The 2,246-nt window shown below is 35.7% G+C and carries 2 protein-coding genes; one reads left to right on the top strand and one right to left on the bottom strand.

Annotation, left to right across the window (positions count from 1 at the left end; translation table 11 throughout):
- Positions 1-11: 11 nt before the first annotated feature.
- Positions 12-725, bottom strand: coding sequence for a glutaminyl-peptide cyclotransferase (locus tag ACMZ6U_RS10170; RefSeq protein ID WP_416108308.1), 714 nt, complete (start codon positions 723-725; stop codon positions 12-14).
- A gap of 180 nt (positions 726-905) precedes the next feature.
- Here ACMZ6U_RS10170 and ACMZ6U_RS10165 point away from each other — a divergent pair, with 180 nt between their 5' ends.
- Positions 906-1,859, top strand: a complete 954-nt coding sequence (locus ACMZ6U_RS10165; protein ID WP_416108307.1) for a S66 family peptidase — start codon at positions 906-908, stop codon at positions 1,857-1,859.
- Positions 1,860-2,246: the final 387 nt, after the last annotated feature.

Below are 2,246 nucleotides of genomic sequence, written 5' to 3'. Positions count from 1 at the left end.
AAGTACGGTTTTTAATTTAAAGTGACAATCATCATAAAGGGGTACAATTTCCCTGTTATAATGAACTGATTGTTTTCTAAGTGTGCAATCCCATTTAAAAAATCTATATATGGATATCTAACTTTATCTAATTGTAGCTTCGTCATTATTGCGGCTAAATCATAAACCGTAACGATTTGTCCGGTTTGGGGTAGCATTTTGACTATTTTTTGAGTCTGCCAAATGTTAGCGTATAGATAGCCGTCGACGTATTCCAGTTCATTTAATCTTGAAATGGGAACATGATTTACTTCTATAGGGATTTCTTCAATTAAATCAAAAGTGTCAGGATTTCTTTTTTGAAGATAATGTCCTCCGTTGGTCATCCACAGACAATTATTTTGATTGTCATAGGCAATTCCCCAACCCTGCCCTTGATAGGAAACTTTTTGTATTATTGAAAAATCCGTAAGACGATACTGTGTTGCAATCTCTTCCTTAAAACTGAGTAACCAAAAGGTATTATTATCAAGAAGGGTTAACCCTTCGGCAAAAAAATCATCTGGAAAGGTGTGTTTAGTTTTAAATGTTTTATCATTGGTGTGATAGATGACTAACCTTGAATGCCCATATCGCCCTGCACTAATTAAGATAGTATCTTCTGATATCTTTTCAATCCCTTGTGTGTAGAGTTGATTATCATATGGCAGCGTTTCGAGTAGTTTTACTTGTCCTAGATTGACCATAGCTATTTCCTTTCCTATTAGCATACATTTTAGAATAACATATTTTAAGAGTGATTAAAAATGATGTGTTATAAAGAGAATTTGACATTATCATTGAATAAAATCAGTTGAAATTGAGCCTATCTTTCCAATTTTATAGTCTTATGCTATAATCATGAAAAGCTTTAGGAGGGTCAAATTATGTCAGTATTAAAACCAGGAAGTCATTTACGTATTCTTAGTCCATCAAGTTCGATTGAGAGACTAGGTGGCTTTGAAGCCAACTTAGCTGCTAAGGAGACTTTAGAAGCATTAGGCTTTTCCTTATCATTTTCAGAGCATTACTTGGAGCATGATATGCTTGATTCGGCTTCCATTGATAGTCGCGTAGCTGATTTGCATGCTGCCTTTGCAGATGGTTCTGTTGATGGAATTTTAGCCACGATAGGTGGTTTTAATTCGAATGAACTCTTGCCTTATTTAGATTATGATTTAATCGCTAAAAATCCCAAGCCTATCTGTGGTTACTCAGATACCACGGCTATTTTAAATGCTATTTATGCCAAAACGGGCCTTCAAACCTACATGGGACCGTCTTATTCTAGTTTTAAAATGGTTGAAGGGCAAGTTTATCAAAGTGAGTCTTGGTTAAAGGCTCTCGGACATACAGCTTATGATTTGGAACCTAGTTCTGAGTGGTCTAGTGACCCTTGGTATGACCCTAGTCAACCTCGTCATTTCATGCCAACAGAGTGGAAATCATATAACTCAGGTAAAGCTAGTGGAACGTTAATTGGGGGAAATTTGTCAACCTTTGGTCTCTTAAGAGGAACTCCCTATGCACCGAAACCGGAGTCTTATGTCCTCTTTTTAGAAGAAGCCGAAGAAGATGATTATTTCGAATTTGATCGCAACCTAGCAGCTATTTTGCAGGCTTATCCTCATCCGAAAGCTCTTGTTTTAGGCCGTTTTCCTAAAGAGTGTCAGATGACACCAGAGCTCTTGCTTTATATTTTAGATAAGCACCCAATTTTAAAAGACATTCCTGTGGTTTACGATACTGATTTTGCCCATACCCAACCCTTATTTACCATCACCATCGGTGCTCAAGTGACGGTTGACGCGGATACACTGTCAATTCATATTCAAGAATAAAAAACAAAGTTTAGAAAAAAATCATCTGAACTCAAAAAGCATCATATTAAGTGTTTGAACTACTTGATATGATGCTTTTTTTGTACAAATATTTAAAGGATTTTTCTTCAAATAATGTTGTCCCTAGTCTCACTGTGAAGATACGAGTTGAAAAGATTTGGTAAACGATTTTAATCGAGAGATGAAGGTTATGAAGCAAATGTTAAACCTTTTGATGAATAAAGCAAAAGGAGGTCTTCGGTATTATTGAAGTTGTTGACATCGTTAATACTCATTGAAAATCATAATCTAACGTTGTTCAAGTTTGCTGTTATGAACTTCAAGTTCTATCTGTGGCTCCTTTCCTAGTCAGATTTTGATTTTCTTCGAGTATAGATTTTCTAGTTA

Source organism: Streptococcus pluranimalium, from assembly GCF_047785745.1.
Lineage (GTDB): Bacteria > Bacillota > Bacilli > Lactobacillales > Streptococcaceae > Streptococcus > Streptococcus pluranimalium_B.
The sequence above is the reverse complement of the archived record's forward strand: the minus strand, read 5'-3'. Positions and strand labels throughout refer to the sequence as shown.